Below are 14,746 nucleotides of genomic sequence, written 5' to 3'. Positions count from 1 at the left end.
ACCTTACTCCTTCGCTTCTATTTGTGCAGGCTTAAAGATACGAATTGCCCAAATCATAAAGCCGATCAGGAAGAACGCTGAAGGCGCTAGAAGCATCATACCGTTTGGCTGATACCAACCACCGTTGCTCACTAGTGGTAGAACTTCCATACCAAATAGCTTACCTGAACCAAGAAGTTCACGGAAAAACGCTACCGTTAGTAGTACGAAACCATAACCTAGACCATTACCAATACCATCGATAAATGACGGTAGTGGCGCAGATTTCATTGCGTATGCTTCAGCACGACCCATTACGATACAGTTCGTGATGATCAAGCTAACGAATACCGAAAGCTGTTTTGAAATATCGTATAAATACGCTTTCAAAACTTGGTCTACCACGATTACCAATGATGCGATGATCGCCATCTGTACGATGATACGTACACTGTTAGGCATGTGGTTACGGATAAGAGAAACAAATAGGTTCGACAGAGCAGTTACAAAAATTACTGCGACCGTCATAACAAATGCTGTTTCTAGTTTGGTGGTTACTGCCAATGCAGAACAAACACCCAGAACCTGTAGCGCGATCGGGTTGTTATCCAACACCGGTGCGAGCAAGCTCTTCTTCATTTCTTTAGCGTCAGACATCAGTTTAGACCTCCGTCACGAACGTTTGCTAGGAAAGGACCAAAGCCCATATCACCCAACCAGAAGTCGAAAGTACCTTGAACGCCGTTCGCCGTTAGTGTTGCACCAGATAGGCCATCAACACCGTGCTCAGAACCTTCAGGAGCACCGCCTTTAACGATCTTAATTGCTGGTTTCAAGTTCTCATCGAACAGTTTTTTACCAACAAATTGTGAACGCCAAGTTGGATTCTCAACTTCACCACCAAGTCCAGGAGTTTCACCCTGCTCGTAGTAAGTGATGCCGTTAACCGTGTTACCATCCGTTTGAACAGCTACGAACGCGTACATCATTGACCAAAGACCATTACCGTGTACAGGCAGAATCACGCTAGTGACTTCGCCACCTTGCTTAACAAGATATACAGTGCCGATATTGGCACGGCGTAGGATCTTAGCTTTGTCTTCATCCGCAGTTAGGCGAACAGACTTAGCAGGATCTTTAGCTGCGCGGCGTTGGTCATACGCTTCCGCGTCACCTTCAACAAACTGACCTGTTGTGAAGTCAACCAAGCGAGGCTCGATATATTCATGGTAAAGGTCAGCAACTGAACCTTCAGCAGTGATGCCTGCAACGTCGACAATTTTTGACTGCTTGTCGAGCTTGGCGTTAGCAACCTGCTTATCTTTTAGAAAGACTGCTGCGGTCGATACAACGATTGAGCACACTAAGCTCAACGCGATAACAACAAACAGAGTCTTTTTAATGCTATCGTTATTACTTGCCATAGCGAGCTTCTCTCCGTTTGATGTTCTTCTCGATCACGAAGTGGTCGAATAGAGGTGCGAACAGGTTAGCAAATAGAATTGCTAGCATCATACCTTCAGGGTAAGCCGGGTTAACAACACGGATCATGACACACATAGCGCCAATCAAAATACCGTATACCCATTTACCATTGTTAGTAAACGATGCAGATACTGGGTCTGTTGCCATGAAGAACATACCAAACGCAAAACCACCTAGTACTAGGTGCCAGTGCCAAGGCATAGCAAACAGTGCATTTGTGTCAGAACCAACAACATTGAACAGAGTTGCTACTGCAACCATACCAATCATTACACCAGCAATAATGCGCCATGACGCAATGCCCATGTAGACGATCATTGCTGCACCAATCATTAGTGCTAGCGTCGATACTTCACCAATCGAACCTGGGATGTTACCGATGAACGCGTCCATCCAAGTGATTGTTTGGCCAGTGATGTTGTTGATTAGCGCGCCTTCACCACCTTGTGCCCATTGGCTCAGTGCTGTTGCACCAGAGAAGCCGTCAGCTGCAACCCAAACTACGTCACCCGAGATTTGCGCTGGGTAAGCGAAGAATAGGAAAGCACGACCCGCAAGCGCAGGGTTAAGGAAGTTACGACCTGTACCACCAAAGATTTCTTTTGCAACAACAACACCGAAGGTAATACCTAGTGCTGCTTGCCAAAGTGGAAGTGTTGGCGGAACGATCAAAGCGAAAAGAATAGAAGTTACAAAGAAACCTTCGTTGACTTCGTGCTTACGCACCATACAGAACAACACTTCCCAGAAACCACCAACAATGAAGACTGTCGCGTAGATAGGTAGGAAGTAGGTTGCACCTAGAATCATCTTACTGCCCCAACCCGCATCGGTGCCTAGCGTGCCGCCAAGACCTTGAGTTAGCCAGTAGTGCCAATTGCCATCGATAACACCCGCAAGCTCTGCGCCAGTGTAAAGATGGTTAAGTGCCATAACAGCTTGGTTACCTGCGTTGTACATGCCCCAGAACATTGCTGGGAATACTGCGAACCAAACCATGATCATGATGCGTTTTAGGTCAACGCTATCACGGACATGCGAGCTACGCTTCGTTACAAGACCTGGCGTGTAGAAAAGCGTTGCCGCTGCTTCATACAGTGCAAACCATTTTTCATGTTTGCCACCTGGCTCGAAATGATGCTCGATATCCTCGATGAATTTCTTAAGCATGGATTACCCTTCCTTCTCAATCTTGTCTAGGCACTCACGTAGGAGTTGACCGTATTCGTACTTACCTGGACAAACAAAGGTACATAACGCTAAATCTTCTTCGTCTAGCTCAAGTGCGCCAAGACGCTGTGCACTGTCTAAATCGCCAGCACAAAGATCACGAAGTAATAACGTTGGCTCCATATCAAGTGGCAGTACTTTTTCGTAGTTGCCGATTGGAACCATTGCACGATCACTACCATTGGTTGTGGTTGTCATGTTAAACAACTGACCTTTGAATAGGTGACCAAGGAATGATTTAGTGATTGAGAACTTGTTCTTACCAGGCATCGCCCAGCCAAACAGCTCTTTGTCACGACCTTCACGAAGTACAGAAACTTGCTGGTGGTAACGACCTAGGTAGGCGTGTGGACCAGTAGCATGTGTACCAGAAAGAACAGAACCAGAAATGATTCGAACTTCACCAGGCATCAACTCGTTATCTGTCACATCTTCCAGACTTGCACCAAGCTGTGTTCTAACCAAGCGAGGGTTATTCACAACAGGGCCAGCCAAAGAAACAACGCGATCCGTGAACAGCTCACCTGTAGTGAACAGCTTACCGAATGCAATCACATCTTGATAATTGATACTCCAAGCAACGTTGTTAACGCCAACTGGATATAGGAAATGCATGTGAGTGCCTACTAGACCCGCAGGGTGCGGACCATTGAAGACATGCTCTTCGACATTAGATTGAGTTGAGCGAGGAAGGCTAGTGCCTGTTTTACAGACGTAGACTTTACCGTCTGTCAGTTTAGATAGAAGATCTAGACCTGCAACAAACGCTTCTTTTTGCTCGTTGATGATCAATTCAGGCTCTGCTGCTAGAGGATTAGTATCCATAGCAGTCACGAATATCGCTTGAGTTGTTGAATCGATCGCCGGAACCTTGCTGAACGGACGAGTACGCAACGCAGTCCACATACCAGACTCAACCAGTTGAGATTTGATCACGTCGCGATCAAGGCCTGCTAGTTGGTCAGCTGTGTAGCTATCGAAAGTAACTTGCTCGTCGCCTGCCACTTCAATCACAACAGATTGTAGGACACGCTTCGCGCCACGGTTAACTTCAATAACCTTACCGCTTGCTGGAGAAGTAAATTTAACGCCTGGGTTCTTTTTGTCTTCAAAAACAACCTGGCCTTTTTTCACTTCATCACCCACGCGAACATGCATCGTTGGACGCATACCCACGTACTCTTCGCCAAGCAAGGCGACTTTAGTGATGGACTTACCATCATTAATCACCTGGGATGGAGTTCCTGCGATAGGAAGATCCAAACCCTTCTTTATTGTAATCATACGCACTTGCACTACTTTTATCGGGAAAAAGATTCTTTTAATTTGCGTAACATTTAGACACGACATTGAGTGTCTGGCTTTGACTTTTTACAGGCCAAAGCAGCAACATCACTTTAACAATCTCGTCATAGAATCGCTGCGAGATTTTCCTGGTGCGGTAGTTTAGCATCTTTTACAAAGGGGATGCCATGATGAATCCCAGCTATAGCCTCTTTATTTCGAAACTTTTGCCACATATGGGGTTGCGAATATGTGTAACTTTGACCAAACGCACAAACTGTTATTAATGCTTTTGAAAATAAGCGATTGGCTTGTTCACAATCTGAAACATTCACCATCATCAAAATCACATAACATTATATGTTGATATACTGTTAATAACTTACCCCTAAAGGGGTAAGTGCAGCCGTGGCTTTATGCAGATAAATTGACGGTAATTATCAGTAAACCCTTACCTTGTTGCTAAACTGTGTTGTTGGTACCGCACCCATAACAGGTTTACCGTTACTTACCGCCACCAGCACAATTTGGGCTAGCAGGGGCAAGTTGGTTCTCTTCGTTCCACTCTTCGGGAGTGTAGGTGTGGATCGCTAAGGCATGCACCGAACCTGCGAGCTCTTCAGCAAGTACAGTATTAACCTTACGATGCCGAGTAATAAGACGCTCGCTAGAAAAATCTTCACTGACAATAATGACCTTAAAGTGACTTTCTGAGCCTGGCGGGACATTATGCATATGACTTTCATTGCGAACATCGAGATGTGTTGGATGGAAAGCTTGATGGAGCTTTTGCTCGATAGATTGTTGAATCATCTTACTTCCTTGGGCTAAAACCGACATTTATTTTTATATAGTCGGTAAAGTATATACTTTACTTAATCAATAATCTTCCCTTAAATCACATTCTGCTTGGCTTAGTTGAGGGGATTTTGTCAAAATACAACCATTGTCACCAATTCAAGAAATTATGAAAACTGAACTGAACCTACTTGAGCGCAGCTACTCGCTTTTTCGCTACCCTAAACTTGCCAATGAGCAGCTCCAAGCATGGGATGCGGGAGACGAGTATCTGATTCAACATGTTGAAGAGCTCGCTTTGCCCAAGTCATCGAACATTCTGATCCTCAACGATAACTTTGGAGCACTAAGCTGTTGGTTTAGTGAAGAACATAAGGTGACTACCGTCACGGACTCTTTTGTTTCTCAGCAAGGTATAAAAAATAACTTGTCGACAAACCAGCTCAGTGGAGTGACCCTTCTCAATTCTACGGACGCATGGCCAAGCGACATCGACCTCGTGCTGATGCAAATCCCACGCAATAATCGCTACTTAACTTGGCAGTTAGACCAACTTGCTCAAAAGTACGCAGGCCGCTGCCAACTAATTGCGGTTAATAAAGCGAAAGAGATCCACACCTCAACACTGAAACTGTTTGAGAAGTTTGCAGGTTCCACCACAACCTCGCTGGCGTGGAAAAAACACCGTCTAGTGTTTACTGAGCTATCGAGTGCTTCACAGAGACCTGCTGTGGATGCGCATACGACTTGGCGGGTTGAAGGGCATGACCTAACGCTGGCGAATTTACCCAATGTTTACTCAGGCGAAAGCTTGGATTTGGGCGCTCGCTTTATGCTAGAGCATCTTTCCAAACTCGACGCGGACAATAAAGATGTCGTCGACCTTGGCTGTGGCAATGGCGTGTTATCGATAAAGCTCAAGCAGCTTTTCCCCGCCGCTCGCATTATCGCGGTCGATGAGAGCTTTATGGCATCAGCCTCAGCAAAACATAACTTTGAACTTAATCAGTTAGACGACGCTCAGTGCAAGTTCATTACGAACAATTGCTTGGATGGCTTTGAAGCGGCCTCACAAGATCGAGTGGTCTGCAATCCACCCTTCCATCAACAGCAAGCCGTCACCGATCACATCGCTTGGCAAATGTTCTGTGATGCAAAGCATGTTCTTCGCCCTAAAGGCGAATTAATGGTTATCGGCAATCGCCACCTAGGCTACGATAAAAAACTGGCACGTCTCTTTGGCAAGCACAATGTGAAGCTTGTCGCTTCTAATGCCAAATTTGTTATTTTACAGGCAACTAAGTAAAGATTGAGTCATAGTTGCCCTTAGGCAACGTGCATAAAAATAAGAATTCGCTATGATGCCAGCCATCGCTTGGCTTCAATAGTTTTAGAGTGTGAAAAGGAATCATTAATGAAAAAGCTCGTTTTAGCGGCTTCAGTCGTATTGCTTGCTGCTTGTGCAAGCCCTCAACAAGAACAAATCAATTTTGCGCCTAAAGCGACAACTAGTGCCGCTAAAGTTGTCGAAAACAAATCGATGTCACTCTCTAGTAAAGACGTGCGAACGGCTCAATACGTTGCACTACTCGACAATGGCCGCTCGAACATTACGCCGGTACATACTCGTCAAAACCTTCGTATTGGCATTGAAAATGCGCTAGTGAATCAATTTTCATCACAAGGCTACCAAGTTACGGTAAACAGCGAAAATGCGCTTCAAATTGAAGTGCAGGAGGCATTGGTTTCGGTTAAACATACCGTGATGGAAAATGACATGACAGCAAACGTTGTGCTCGAACTTACGGCTGAGAATGCAAAAGGTAAGCTGGTAAAAACTTACACGGGTACGGCAAAACGCTCAGGCCTTATGAGCGCATCTAACGACGATATCGAAACCGTACTGAACGACACAGTTAACTTGGTACTTAAAGAAATCGCTAACGACAAAGAGCTACAAGACTACATGAAGGAGCGTTTCTAATGCTAAAAACAGCTATTGCTACCCTTGCGCTTGTTGCAACTAGCGTATTCGCAGGTCCTAAAGTTGCTGTGGATACCAACTTAGGTCGCTTTGTGGTTGAACTTAACCAAGAAAAAGCCCCTGTCAGTGTTGAGAACTTTCTCAAGTATGTCGATGACGGTAGTTATGTAAACAGTCAGTTCCACCGTGTCATCCCAGGCTTTATGGCGCAAGGTGGTGGATTTGGAAAGGACTTCAAGCGTCTACCCACTTATTCGCCAATCAAAAATGAAGCCTCGAATGGCTTAGACAACGATGCTGCAACCATTGCAATGGCGCGTACTCGTGATCCTGATTCAGCGACACGCCAGTTTTTTATTAACTTCGTCGATAATGACTTCCTTAACTACAGCGTCACCAACCCTGGGTACGCGGTTTTCGGTAAGGTTGTCGAAGGCTTCGATGTGGTCAAAAAAATGGGACAAAAACCAACTCGCAGCACCCGTGGGATGAGTGACGTACCACTCGAACCCATCGTTATTACTAAAATAGAAAAAATCAGCGAATAACAACAAAAAGAGAGGCTAGCCTCTCGTTTTGCTCGTTGCGCAATTTCACTCCCTTTCGCTGCACTCGCAAGGAGCACACCTGTGGAACAAAAAATGACTTGGCTTGATACAGTCAAAAGTTACTGGGATAAAAGGCTACTTTGGGTCTTTATGATGGGATGCTCAAGTGGCTTTCCCTGGGTTTTAATTGGCTCGAACATGTCTGGCTGGCTAAAAGATGCAGGTCTGACCCGCGCGGCGATCGGCTACTTTGGGTCTGTGTTCGCTGTTTATGCCATTAACTTTCTATGGGCTCCCTTAGTCGATAGGGTAAAACTTCCCCTTCTGCACAGTACTTTAGGCCAACGTCGAAGCTGGATCTTCCTTTGCCAGAGCTTTATTTTGATCGGGACACTGTTTATTGCAGGGGTAAACCCAGCGAACAACTTGATGTTTACGTCCATGCTGGCACTCTGTATTGCCATATCATCTGCGACACAAGACATCGCGATTGATGCTTACCGTATCGATACCTTCCCGAAATCGGAGTCTAACAAGCTCCCGCAAGCGTCGGCGATGGCCGTGATCGGTTGGTGGACGGGTTACTCTTTGCCGGGCTACTTAGCGTTTATCAATGCAGACTCTATGGGTTGGAACGGCGTCTATTATGGCATGGCAGGGATCGTCGTTATCCTTATGCTGTTTACTCTTTTCGTTAGCGAGCCTAAAACCGATCGCGAAGCACTACAAGCGCAAGCTGAAGCACGTCACAACAAATTAGTAGGCAACCGCTTTACTAGCTGGATTTCAGTGACGGTCGTCGAGCCATTTTTAGACTTCTTCCGTCGCAATGGGGTACAGGTCGCAGTGACCTTATTACTATTTGTATTCCTATTTAAGATTGGTGAGGCCTTCCTAGGGCGCATGTCGATCACCTTCTATAAGGAAATTGGTTTTAGTAATGAGCAAATTGGCTACTACTCCAAGCTTATTGGCTGGGGTGCAACCATCGTCTTTACGTTACTAGGCAGTATGGTTAATGTACGCTTTGGTATCGTGAAAGGATTGATGATTGGTGGCATTGCAATGAGTGCCAGCAACTTGATGTTCGCTTGGATTGCCAAAGTCGGCCCAAGCGAGACACTGTTCTTGGCAACCATCATTGTCGACAACTTCACGACAGCCTTCTCAACGGTTGCGTTTGTCTCCTTCCTGACAGTACTCACAGGACAAGCATTCTCCGCAACGCAGTATGCGCTTTTGGCATCGCTAGGTAACTTTGGCCGGACAACATTAGCCTCTTTCAGTGGTGAGATGGTAGATGCACTTAACGATTGGAGCTTATTCTTTATCATCACGTCGCTCATGGTGATCCCGAGCCTGATCATGCTCTACTCATTGCGTCATTACTTTACTGACCTACTTGAGAAAGCAAAGCACAGAGATGAGGCTACCATATCCAAAAAGCAAGAAAACTCAGCTCAACAATAGTATTCGCCAAAACGAAAAAAGGCTCGCTAACCAGCGAGCCTTTCAGTTCAGTACTTGTTAAGGATACATACCTTTTCCGAAGCGGTTGAAGACCCTAGCCACGCCCTGAGTGAAAATCATCGGCTCGGTCAATATCGACAAACACAAACAATCTTGGTTTGCTGCTGTCTGTGGTGCGTGCTTGGTTTCACCATCTTCTCTTATGAAGTCGCCCTCGTGGTACTCACCATTCTCATCGCTAAAACTGCCGTGCAGTACCAGTGTAGATTCATATCCTTTATGAGTATGCTGTGGCACCTGAACACCTTCAGTAATGTAGAGCAAGCTCACCTTACAATCTTCGTCTAGAGCGATATTCGACGTGAACACTTTGCCACCGTAGCTCTTCCATTCGCCCATTTGGTCGACGAAAGGACTGAGCGGAGCAGGTACCTTAAACGATTTCCCATTCACCTCTATCTTGGCTGCTGTTCGGGCCTTTGGCTTGCTGTAGTCGGCATCGAGTTCCATGATGTCGTTCATCATGTTGTTGAACACTAACGCTAGGTCATTATCCGATAAGGCGCCCTCAGTACCGAAAGCAACCAAATCATCGGCAGCCTCTTCCTCAAACTTAGCCACCAATTGACGGCAGTGAGAGCATGTCTCTAAATGCGTTGCGACGGCAGCACCATGTGCTGAATCGATCTCCCCGGTCGCGAAGCGCTTCAATATCTGTACATCTGGGTGGTAACTCATACTACTCCGCCTCCATTGAATGTCTTAATTTTTCTACAGCGAGTCTGAGACGGGACTTGACAGTCCCCAACGGGATGTCAAACATGTCTGCTACTTGTTGATGTGGTAACTCTTCTAAATAGACGGCCCTAACTACTTCCCTTTGCGCCTTTGGTAAATCCTCAAGAAACTTCAAAATTTGTTCTTTTAGTCTGTCGGTTTCTGGCGAATAGTGCTCCACGAAATCAGGTGGGCAGTAATCGGTAGGCCAAATATCGTCAGCATGAACATGCAACTCTTTGCCCTTTTGCTTACGCAGCATATCGAAGCAAAGGTTTCTAGCAATGGTGTAGATCCAAGTTGACAGGGAACTTTTGCTACCATCAAACAAATGTGCTTTCTGCCAGACCGTCGCCATAGCTTCTTGGACCATTTCGACCGCAACTTGCTCATTGCCCATATGCTTGTAAGTGAACTGTTTGAGACGCGGTGAAAAGTAGCTGAATACAGTCGCAAACGCCTTTTTATCGCGCTGTTTTACCCTTTCCATACATTCTGCCCACTCTTGCTTGGTGAGCGCTTCCGGACTTTCTACTATCATGTCTATGTCCCTAAAGTTGATATCGCAACATTGCTGCCTAACCATTTCATCTTACGACAACTCGTTGTTGCGAGATCACTGTTAATTGCGTTCAGTGTCGCGTTTCCTCTTGGATATCGCCTGAATTGAAGGCCTGAGTTAGGAAATCTACAGCCGACCTACAATCGGGCTGCGTGACCAAATGTTCAAAATGGTGACATTCTAAAGGTAGCACTTCGAGCCAGCGCTGACTGACCCATGACGCATCATCGAAGAAGCGATGAAGGTAGAGTTCACCGATTTGAGGAAACTTCTTGTAGACGTCTTGCAAACGCTCGCCTAAGAACTGGTTCTCATCGTTAAGCTCCTCTGTCGCCCACCCTTCGACCCATTCTACGGATGCGGACCGCAAACCGTCATCGTCTGCGCCAATATCAGAAATGCGGAATTTTTTAATACCAGAAACCGTTATTCCAAGCATTCCGTCGTCGAGGGTTTCAAAATCGACAATACTGACAAAAGTTCCGATTTTCGACACATTTTTCGGAGCCACACTAGCATCGTCACTAATAAGACAGACGCCGAACCCAGTTTCGTTCCTGAGGCATTCGGTGACCATTCTTTTGTAGCGAGGCTCAAATATCCTTAGCCTCATTTTTCCTTCAGGCAAAACCACTGAGCGCAGTGGAAAAAGCATAATCTGTGACATGATTGTTCCCTTTGTTACTACATCAGTGTTTACGCCCGCAATTGAAATACGATCAACATCACCTTGTTAACAATTGCAGTAGAATGTTGACTTCCAGACACAAAAGATTGATCGATTTGTGTACACTCTATAGAAGTTCCCTTGATTATCCTTAAATTGTGATAAACCTCACAAACTTTAGTAAACGTTTGCGGAGTTGCACATTTACTTTGGGATATAAATCGCTATCATGCCCACCCATCGGATGAGTTCGCACGGACAGCGGCCAATTAACAGTACAACTTGAAGAGTTTTCACACTATGCGTAAATCACTTTTAGCTCTTGGCGTTGTTGCAGCAGTTGCTGCAGTGCCAGCATCTGCAGAATATCTATACGGTTTTGGTGGCGTTTATCTTGATTACCAAAAATGGGATCACGAGTTCACATCAAACAACGGCGATGCGAACAGTTCTCGTAACAAAGCAGTACTAGGTATTGAAGGTGGTGCAGGCTTCACTTGGGGTGAGATCTACGGTTTCTACGACTACGAAAACTTCAACAAAGGCGACGGTGAAAAACACGGTGCGTCTCTTAAAGGTACTGCTCACGTTTATCTTGGTGATACTGGTGCTTCTTTGTACGGTCAAGTATACGACACTGGTTCAGGCGGCTTCGCAGAGCACAACCGTGTAGTTGGTTTTGGTTACACTGACCTTGTTTCTGACAACGGTTTCTTCAAGCCTTGGATTGGTGTTCACCACGTTAGTACTACTGGCACTATCTGTAATGGCAACCAAGTGCCTGATACAGGCCCGGATGCAATTCCTGGCTCAACAGCTTGTAGCCAACCAACTGAAAACGTTTCAGGCTGGAATGGTTACATGGCTGGTTGGACTGCCGCATACAACTTCAACGTTGCAGGTCAACAGTTCTCGACTGTTAACTGGAATGAAATCGAATTTGCTCGCAACGGTCGTTACGCTCAGTCTCAAGGCGGTAAAGAAGGTGTAAACGGTGGCCTAAGCCTATTCTGGCACCCAGTGAAAAACGTGAAAACGGGTATCACATACCGTTATACGTACAACAAGCTAGGTATCAAAGGTTGGAATGACTTTGCTATCTACCGTGTACAATACGACTTCTAATTGCTGAAGTTAGAAAAATGGCGCTTCGGCGCCATTTTTTGTGCCTACAACTCTAAGGTTATTTTCGACCATTAACCATATCTTTGTTATCCTTCGATCTTCACTCATCACCTTGTAACTATTGTGAATATCACCATTCTAGGCCCCGGCGCCATCGGCTCTTTGTATGCATATCGGCTCAACCAAGCCGGGCATTCGGTTTCTTTGTGGGGACGCGCGCCCTCGAACAGCATTGAGCTTTCAGTAGATTCACTGCCCCCCCTCACTTTTGCCAACCAAGACACTCAGAAACTGCAGCATTGCGATCTGCTGATTGTCACTCTCAAAGCATGGCAAGTGGAAACAGCACTGAGCCCAATATTAGAAATGCTGCATCAAGATGCGATCATTCTGTTTTTGCACAATGGCATGGGAACGGTGGAAAGACTGCAAAATCAATTGCACAATAGGCCGGTTCTGCTCGGCACCACAACACACGGCGCACTAAGAGTAACGGGCAACCAGATTCGCCATACAGGCCAAGGTCAGACCCTTATTGGCGCGTGGAATGCTCTAGGACAACAATGTCAGTTTGTCGCTGACGTACTCGACCATGCCATCACTCCGGCCAAATGGCACGATAGCATTCAAACTGCGCTTTGGACTAAGCTTGTCATCAATTGTGCGATCAACCCACTTACGGCTACCCTTGATTGCCAAAATGGCCAATTAACCCGCCCTGAATATCGTTCGCAACTTAGCGCAATTGTCAGCGAAGCAGTAATGTGTGCGCAAACTCAAGGTATCGGACTTGATGACGAAGCGCTTTTACAAACGGTATTCACCGTCGCGCAAGCTACTGCAGAAAACTACTCTTCAATGCATCAAGACATTTATAATAAAAGGCAGAGTGAAATCGATTTTATCACTGGCTACTTGTTGGACATTGCCCAACAGAACCAACTGGCAGTCCCTCAAAATGCCACCCTTTTTCAACACATCAAACAGATAGAAGCAAGCTGGAGCCAGCATGACTAAAAAGGTACTTGTCCCTATTGCCCCTGGCACGGAAGAAATGGAAGCTATCACCATCATAGATACTATGGTGAGGGCGGGGTTCGAGGTCACGGTGGCTAGCGCCGACTTCGATGGCGCATTGACAATGAAGGCCTCCCGCGGAGTGACATTAACAGCCGATTGTAAATTGGTTGACGTTGCAGACGACGAGTTTGATGTTATTGCGCTACCTGGCGGTGTCGGCGGCTCGGAAGTATTTCGTGACAGCACGCTATTGGTCGAGATAGTTCGCCAACACAAATACGATGGCAAACTCATGGCAGCCATTTGCGCCGCCCCTGCTCTTGTGCTTCAGCATCATAAGCTTTATCCAGATGCGTTAATGACCTGCCACCCAAGTTTTAAATCTCATATCCCAGAGAGCCGTTGGCGTGACAAGCGAGTAACGATGGACATCAATCACAACCTGATCACCAGCCAAGGCCCGGGTACTGCCCTTGAGTTTGCAGTCGAGATCATCATTGCCCTTTGTGGTAAAGAAAAAGCTTGGGAAGTCGCCGAGCCAATGGTCACCAACCCAACATTGCACTACCACAAGATGGGCAAATACGATGACTGATTTACAGGCAATCCGCGACCAGTTTCCAGCGATGGATGGCGAGACCGTTTATCTCGATAGCGCGGCGACAACACAGAAACCGCAAGCAGTGATCGATTGTATTACCGACTACTATCGCAACCAAAACGCGAATGTCCATCGCGGCACACATTCATTAACTGCGCTGGCAACATCAAGATTTGAAGCAGCACGTGAAACGGTAGCGCGCTTTATTAATGCTAGCAGCGAGAAAGAGATCATTTGGACGCGCGGAGCAACGGAAGCGCTTAACCTTATCGCGCAAACTTATGCCCGTAATCAATTGCAGCCGGGAGATGAGATCTTAGTCTCTGAAATGGAGCACCACGCCAACATCGTTCCATGGCAAATTGTCGCACAGCAAACCGGTGCTAAAGTGCTCAAGGTACCAATGGGTGAAGGTTGTCAGTTTAATCTCGATGCATTCCGAGAATTAGTCAACAGCCGCACCAAAATCGTAGCCGTAGCTCAAGTCACCAACGTGACAGGAACCGTGCTACCGCTCAACGAGATCATTGCTATCACTCGCGCCAATAGCCAAGCTGTCGTTGTAGTCGATGGCGCGCAAGGCGTGGTACATCAGCCGACAGACGTTCAAACGCTCGATGCCGATTTCTACGTTTTTTCGGGACATAAACTCTATGCACCAGCAGGTATTGGCGTACTGTATGGGAAACTCGCTCTGCTCGAAGCAATGCCACCATGGCATGGTGGCGGAAAAATGGTCGAGAAGGTTTCCTTTGAAGGCACTACATTTAGTGAGCTACCGGGTAAGTTTGAAGCGGGTACACCTAATGTTGCTGGTGCTCTAGCGCTTGCCTGCTCTATTGAATGGCTTGGCCAATATAGCCATACCGATCTTGAAAAGCACATCTGCGCACTACAAAAACGCGCTTACGACGCTCTTAGCCAACTCGATGATATTCAAATCATCGGCTATCAGCCTGGTGCTAGCGTCATCACCTTTGTTATGGATGGCGTGCATCATCAAGATTTGGCCACGCTACTCGATCAGCAAAATGTCGCCGTACGAGCAGGACACCACTGCGCTCATCCGCTTATGGACGCACTGGGCGTGAAAGGTACCGTGCGAGCCTCATTCGCGATCTACAATTCTGAGCAAGATGTTGACCGCTTTATCGCATCGGTAGAAAAAGCCGTCGATATGCTTTAAACGCAAAAAGGCCATTGGTAGAAACGCCCG

The 14,746-nt window shown here is 46.5% G+C and carries 16 protein-coding genes; 8 read left to right on the top strand and 8 right to left on the bottom strand.

What is annotated here, in order from left to right:
- Positions 1 to 3 precede the first annotated feature (3 nt).
- The 5 genes from ACJB0T_RS17030 to bolA all read right to left on the bottom strand — a co-directional run bounded on the left by ACJB0T_RS17030 (position 4) and on the right by bolA (position 4,791).
- Positions 4 to 636, bottom strand: a complete 633-nt coding sequence (locus tag ACJB0T_RS17030; protein ID WP_479291007.1) for an NADH:ubiquinone reductase (Na(+)-transporting) subunit D — start codon at positions 634 to 636, stop codon at positions 4 to 6.
- Positions 636 to 1,403, bottom strand: a complete 768-nt coding sequence (locus ACJB0T_RS17025) for a Na(+)-translocating NADH-quinone reductase subunit C (RefSeq protein WP_479291009.1) — start codon at positions 1,401 to 1,403, stop codon at positions 636 to 638. Before ACJB0T_RS17025 ends, ACJB0T_RS17030 begins: the two co-directional genes overlap by 1 nt.
- Positions 1,393 to 2,634: an NADH:ubiquinone reductase (Na(+)-transporting) subunit B gene (locus ACJB0T_RS17020; protein ID WP_479291011.1), complete on the bottom strand. Its 1,242-nt coding sequence runs from the start codon at positions 2,632 to 2,634 to the stop codon at positions 1,393 to 1,395. Before ACJB0T_RS17020 ends, ACJB0T_RS17025 begins: the two co-directional genes overlap by 11 nt.
- Positions 2,635 to 2,637: 3 nt before the next feature.
- The gene (locus tag ACJB0T_RS17015; protein ID WP_479291013.1) at positions 2,638 to 3,978 is read right to left on the bottom strand and encodes a Na(+)-translocating NADH-quinone reductase subunit A; all 1,341 of its coding nucleotides are present in this window, start codon (positions 3,976 to 3,978) and stop codon (positions 2,638 to 2,640) included.
- Positions 3,979 to 4,482: 504 nt separating this feature from the next.
- Entirely contained in the window at positions 4,483 to 4,791 is a 309-nt protein-coding gene (gene bolA, locus ACJB0T_RS17010) for a transcriptional regulator BolA (protein WP_479291014.1), read from the bottom strand.
- Positions 4,792 to 4,945: 154 nt separating this feature from the next.
- On the opposite strand from bolA, the gene ACJB0T_RS17005 reads away from it, so the two are divergent.
- From ACJB0T_RS17005 to ACJB0T_RS16990, 4 genes are all read left to right on the top strand, one after another.
- Entirely contained in the window at positions 4,946 to 6,082 is a 1,137-nt protein-coding gene (locus tag ACJB0T_RS17005; RefSeq protein ID WP_479291015.1) for a methyltransferase, read from the top strand.
- A 108-nt stretch (positions 6,083 to 6,190) separates the two neighbouring features.
- A complete protein-coding gene (locus ACJB0T_RS17000; protein WP_479291017.1) occupies positions 6,191 to 6,760 on the top strand; it encodes a YajG family lipoprotein in 570 nt (189 codons plus the stop codon).
- Positions 6,760 to 7,308 (top strand): peptidylprolyl isomerase, encoded by a 549-nt coding sequence (locus ACJB0T_RS16995; protein WP_479291019.1) that lies wholly within the window; start codon positions 6,760 to 6,762, stop codon positions 7,306 to 7,308. The genes ACJB0T_RS17000 and ACJB0T_RS16995 overlap by 1 nt, the downstream gene beginning before the upstream one ends.
- A 93-nt stretch (positions 7,309 to 7,401) precedes the next feature.
- Entirely contained in the window at positions 7,402 to 8,778 is a 1,377-nt protein-coding gene (locus ACJB0T_RS16990) for an AmpG family muropeptide MFS transporter (RefSeq protein ID WP_479292305.1), read from the top strand.
- A 57-nt stretch (positions 8,779 to 8,835) separates the two neighbouring features.
- Here ACJB0T_RS16990 and ACJB0T_RS16985 read toward each other — a convergent pair whose 3' ends face one another.
- The 3 genes from ACJB0T_RS16985 to ACJB0T_RS16975 form a co-directional block, all read right to left on the bottom strand.
- Positions 8,836 to 9,516 (bottom strand): ChrR family anti-sigma-E factor, encoded by a 681-nt coding sequence (locus ACJB0T_RS16985; RefSeq protein ID WP_479291021.1) that lies wholly within the window; start codon positions 9,514 to 9,516, stop codon positions 8,836 to 8,838.
- 1 nt (position 9,517) lies between these two features.
- Positions 9,518 to 10,096: an RNA polymerase sigma factor gene (locus tag ACJB0T_RS16980; RefSeq protein ID WP_479291022.1), complete on the bottom strand. Its 579-nt coding sequence runs from the start codon at positions 10,094 to 10,096 to the stop codon at positions 9,518 to 9,520.
- Between the two features lie 91 nt (positions 10,097 to 10,187).
- Positions 10,188 to 10,784 (bottom strand): LON peptidase substrate-binding domain-containing protein, encoded by a 597-nt coding sequence (locus tag ACJB0T_RS16975; RefSeq protein WP_479291023.1) that lies wholly within the window; start codon positions 10,782 to 10,784, stop codon positions 10,188 to 10,190.
- Positions 10,785 to 11,084: 300 nt separating this feature from the next.
- On the opposite strand from ACJB0T_RS16975, the gene ACJB0T_RS16970 reads away from it, so the two are divergent.
- The 4 genes from ACJB0T_RS16970 (at position 11,085) to csdA (ending at position 14,716) form a co-directional block, all read left to right on the top strand.
- Positions 11,085 to 11,909, top strand: coding sequence for an outer membrane protein OmpK (locus ACJB0T_RS16970; RefSeq protein ID WP_479291025.1), 825 nt, complete (start codon positions 11,085 to 11,087; stop codon positions 11,907 to 11,909).
- A gap of 123 nt (positions 11,910 to 12,032) precedes the next feature.
- Entirely contained in the window at positions 12,033 to 12,926 is an 894-nt protein-coding gene (gene panE / locus ACJB0T_RS16965; protein WP_479291027.1) for a 2-dehydropantoate 2-reductase, read from the top strand.
- Positions 12,919 to 13,524, top strand: coding sequence for a DJ-1 family glyoxalase III (locus ACJB0T_RS16960; protein WP_479291028.1), 606 nt, complete (start codon positions 12,919 to 12,921; stop codon positions 13,522 to 13,524). The genes panE and ACJB0T_RS16960 overlap by 8 nt, the downstream gene beginning before the upstream one ends.
- Positions 13,517 to 14,716: a cysteine desulfurase CsdA gene (csdA, locus tag ACJB0T_RS16955; RefSeq protein ID WP_479291030.1), complete on the top strand. Its 1,200-nt coding sequence runs from the start codon at positions 13,517 to 13,519 to the stop codon at positions 14,714 to 14,716. The genes ACJB0T_RS16960 and csdA overlap by 8 nt, the downstream gene beginning before the upstream one ends.
- The last annotated feature ends 30 nt before the right edge of the window (positions 14,717 to 14,746 follow it).

The organism is Vibrio sp. CB1-5 (assembly GCF_059412285.1).
This window is presented reverse-complemented; position numbering and strand designations above follow the sequence as displayed.

Bases quoted from the DNA above. Each gene is read 5' to 3' on its own strand.
- ACJB0T_RS17030 (WP_479291007.1), bottom strand. From the start codon at position 636: ATGTCTGACGCTAAAGAAATGAAGAAGAGCTTGCTCGCACCGGTGTTG.
- ACJB0T_RS17025 (WP_479291009.1), bottom strand. From the start codon at position 1,403: ATGGCAAGTAATAACGATAGCATTAAAAAGACTCTGTTTGTTGTTATC.
- ACJB0T_RS17020 (WP_479291011.1), bottom strand. From the start codon at position 2,634: ATGCTTAAGAAATTCATCGAGGATATCGAGCATCATTTCGAGCCAGGT.
- ACJB0T_RS17015 (WP_479291013.1), bottom strand. From the start codon at position 3,978: ATGATTACAATAAAGAAGGGTTTGGATCTTCCTATCGCAGGAACTCCA.
- bolA (WP_479291014.1), bottom strand. From the start codon at position 4,791: ATGATTCAACAATCTATCGAGCAAAAGCTCCATCAAGCTTTCCATCCA.
- ACJB0T_RS17005 (WP_479291015.1), top strand. From the start codon at position 4,946: ATGAAAACTGAACTGAACCTACTTGAGCGCAGCTACTCGCTTTTTCGC.
- ACJB0T_RS17000 (WP_479291017.1), top strand. From the start codon at position 6,191: ATGAAAAAGCTCGTTTTAGCGGCTTCAGTCGTATTGCTTGCTGCTTGT.
- ACJB0T_RS16995 (WP_479291019.1), top strand. From the start codon at position 6,760: ATGCTAAAAACAGCTATTGCTACCCTTGCGCTTGTTGCAACTAGCGTA.
- ACJB0T_RS16990 (WP_479292305.1), top strand. From the start codon at position 7,402: ATGACTTGGCTTGATACAGTCAAAAGTTACTGGGATAAAAGGCTACTT.
- ACJB0T_RS16985 (WP_479291021.1), bottom strand. From the start codon at position 9,516: ATGAGTTACCACCCAGATGTACAGATATTGAAGCGCTTCGCGACCGGG.
- ACJB0T_RS16980 (WP_479291022.1), bottom strand. From the start codon at position 10,096: ATGATAGTAGAAAGTCCGGAAGCGCTCACCAAGCAAGAGTGGGCAGAA.
- ACJB0T_RS16975 (WP_479291023.1), bottom strand. From the start codon at position 10,784: ATGTCACAGATTATGCTTTTTCCACTGCGCTCAGTGGTTTTGCCTGAA.
- ACJB0T_RS16970 (WP_479291025.1), top strand. From the start codon at position 11,085: ATGCGTAAATCACTTTTAGCTCTTGGCGTTGTTGCAGCAGTTGCTGCA.
- ACJB0T_RS16960 (WP_479291028.1), top strand. From the start codon at position 12,919: ATGACTAAAAAGGTACTTGTCCCTATTGCCCCTGGCACGGAAGAAATG.
- csdA (WP_479291030.1), top strand. From the start codon at position 13,517: ATGACTGATTTACAGGCAATCCGCGACCAGTTTCCAGCGATGGATGGC.